3 protein-coding genes are annotated in these 2,644 nt (G+C 60.6%); all 3 read left to right on the forward strand.

Annotated features, from left to right (window positions below):
• The coding region (locus AX750_RS26690; protein WP_210173033.1) for a hypothetical protein at nucleotides 1–416 on the forward strand (416 nt) is incomplete at its 5' end.
• Between the two features lie 278 nt (nucleotides 417–694).
• Nucleotides 695–1,540, forward strand: coding sequence for a type IV toxin-antitoxin system AbiEi family antitoxin domain-containing protein (locus AX750_RS00675; RefSeq protein WP_067253432.1), 846 nt, complete (start codon nucleotides 695–697; stop codon nucleotides 1,538–1,540).
• The gene (locus AX750_RS00680) at nucleotides 1,530–2,447 is read left to right on the forward strand and encodes a nucleotidyl transferase AbiEii/AbiGii toxin family protein (RefSeq protein ID WP_067253434.1); all 918 of its coding nucleotides are present in this window, start codon (nucleotides 1,530–1,532) and stop codon (nucleotides 2,445–2,447) included. Before AX750_RS00675 ends, AX750_RS00680 begins: the two co-directional genes overlap by 11 nt.
• Nucleotides 2,448–2,644: the final 197 nt, after the last annotated feature.

Here is a 2,644-nt window from a genome sequence, read left to right on the forward strand (position 1 = left end):
AAGATCCGGAACCGGACCAGGACGCCATCGCAGAAGAGCGGGATTGCGCTGCTCTTGGTGGACCTGGCTTCATGGCAACGACGCAATTCGCTGAGAACCCCAGCCGCCGCGTGTTGTTGGTCGCGGTCACGCGGTTCGCCTCAGCGAGCGCCGCCTACTGTCTTGCCCTTGCGTCGCAGTTCCTCGTCGACGATCGCCTGGACGCTTGCCAGATTCATGTTCGCGCGCGGCGAGATTCGCGCGACCTCTGCGGCAACCTTGGTCCAGTGAAGGAACTCGCCCGACAGACCATCGGCCCGCGCGCGGGCTGCCAGTCGCTGCGCAGCATAGTAGGCTTCAAATTCGTCGATCTGCACGAGAGCACGGGCATCGGCTTGTCATCGTCGTCGGATAGCGCGCCGCCGCGCCAGCCATAGTCTGAGCGTGCGATACACCTCGCTTCTCCTCCCGGTAGCGTATCGACGCTCCACCCTGCGTCAGGGATGGACGCCCGGATGGGTAAAGACCCGCAGGGGCTTCAGCTTCGCCGACAGCCCGGCCCGCAGGGAGACGCCTTCTGAGCCGCTCAAATCAGCAAGATAGCTGTTCCGGCTTACTTTGAAAATAGATCCATTTGTCAACGTTAGTTTGACATCAGGAGGAGGTCCAAAAGCAGCGCTCGCAATCACTTTGAATCCATGACATATTGTCAGTTATGGATGGACAAGGCGCATCGAAGCTGAAGCGGCTCCTTCAAGCCATCCCGCCAGGTTTTCTGGTGGATATGGCCTGGATGACGCGTCACGCCATCTCGCGACAATCCGTTTCCGCCTATGTGAAGCAGAGCTGGCTGGAACGGGTGAGACAAGGCCTTTATCGCCGCCCATTTGCCACCGGCGCAGGTCAAGAAGCCGCCACGGGATGGAAAATTCCGTTGCTTTCCGCGCAATGGATCATGGGACATAGCTTCCATGTCGGAGGGACGAGCTCCCTCGGCCTTCACGGTCATTCGCACTATCTGCAGTTGGGCGGCGACGCTGCGATCTATCTCTACGGCTCGGACATACCGACATGGCTGGTCGAGCTGCAAACCGATGCACGGTTCGTCCGGCGAAACGATGCACTGTTCGGTGAGCAGCCCATCGGTGTTGAAGATAGCGAATTCAGCCTGTCCGACGGCCCGGATGCGGAGCTCACCCTCAGTCCCTGGCGTTGGCCGATACGGATGTCGTCGGCGGAGCGAGCGATCCTTGAGGCACTTGATGAACTGCCAAACAACGAGAGCTTTCACACCCTCGACAAGACGTTCGAGAGCTTGGTCAATCTGCGCCCGAAATTGCTGACGACGCTGCTCGTCCAGTGCCAGAGCGTGAAGGTCAAACGCCTGTTCTTCGTCTATGCCGACAAGCACGCTCACGCCTGGCGCAAGCATATAGACATGTCGCGAATCGACATGGGGCGAGGCGATCGCGCTCTCGCCGCGAACGGGCGGCTGCACCCAACCTATCGGATCACCGTGCCGGCCGACCTGTTGCCGCAGGAGGCTGCCCATGGCGCGTGAGCAATATATGCGGCAGGTCGAACTCCTGGTCCGGACACTGCCCTTCATAGCGCGCCAGGACGTGTTCGCGCTCAAGGGCGGCACCGCCATCAATCTCTTCTATCGCGATATGCCTCGCCTCTCGGTCGACATCGACCTCACCTATCTCCCGGTCGAGGATCGCGACGCGACACTTGCCGGTATCGACGCGGCGCTTGATCGCATCCGCGAGGACCTTTTGCGAAACCTCCGGGGCGTGACGGTTCAGCGCATCGCCGGCGGCGGCAACAATGACACACGCGTGCTGGTCCGCCAGGGAAACATCGAGGTCAAGATCGAGACGTCGCCAGTCGCCCGCGGGACGGTGCATCCTCCAGAACTGCGGCCGGTCACCGACGCGGTCGCCAACACCTTCGGCTTTGCCGAGCTGCAGGTCGTCGCCTTCGAGGACTTGTTCGGCGGCAAGCTCCATGCGGCGGTCGATCGCCAGCACCCGCGCGATCTGTTCGATGTGAAGCTTCTCTATGAGAATGAGGGGCTGACCGACGTGCTGTTTCGGACCTTCTTGATCTATGTTGCAAGTTCTGGCCGACCGCCGCACGAGCTTATCAAGCCACCGCTTTCCGAGATCGATGACGCCTTTGCCAAAGAGTTCGAGGGTATGACGGTCAGGCCTGTGAGCCTGAGCGAGTTGAAGGACGCGCGCGCGCGGCTAACCAAAGACCTGCTCGCACGGCTCGACGACAGGGCGATGCAGTTCCTGCTTTCGCTGCATGATGCTGAACCGGACTTCGAAGTGATCGGATTGCCGCAAGCGGCAGATTTACCGGCAGTTCGCTGGAAGCTGCTCAACCTCACGAAGTTGAAGGAGCAGAACCCCGGAAAGCACGCCGAGCAACGCGAAGCGATAGCGGGAATGTTGTCATAGACACCGGATCTGGATGATAGATCGGCCATGAGTGACATCCCGCGTTCCGGGGTATTGGGGTCTCGACGACGTCGCTAGCCAAGCATCGTTTGCGGACGCCGTCCCATATCGAAGACGTCATGAGCGGGCATGGGGCCTTGAGCTAAGAGTCCGTCCCGGAACTCATGACGCTCGCGCGATGCGGCGGATAAGAACCA

The organism is Methylobacterium sp. CCH7-A2, assembly GCF_001557075.1.
Classification (GTDB): domain Bacteria; phylum Pseudomonadota; class Alphaproteobacteria; order Rhizobiales; family Beijerinckiaceae; genus Allobosea; species Allobosea massiliensis.

What these genes read in the sequence shown, in the direction of transcription:
- AX750_RS00675 (WP_067253432.1), top strand. Translation starts at nt 695, where the DNA reads ATGGATGGACAAGGCGCATCGAAGCTGAAGCGGCTCCTTCAAGCCATC.
- AX750_RS00680 (WP_067253434.1), top strand. Translation starts at nt 1,530, where the DNA reads ATGGCGCGTGAGCAATATATGCGGCAGGTCGAACTCCTGGTCCGGACA.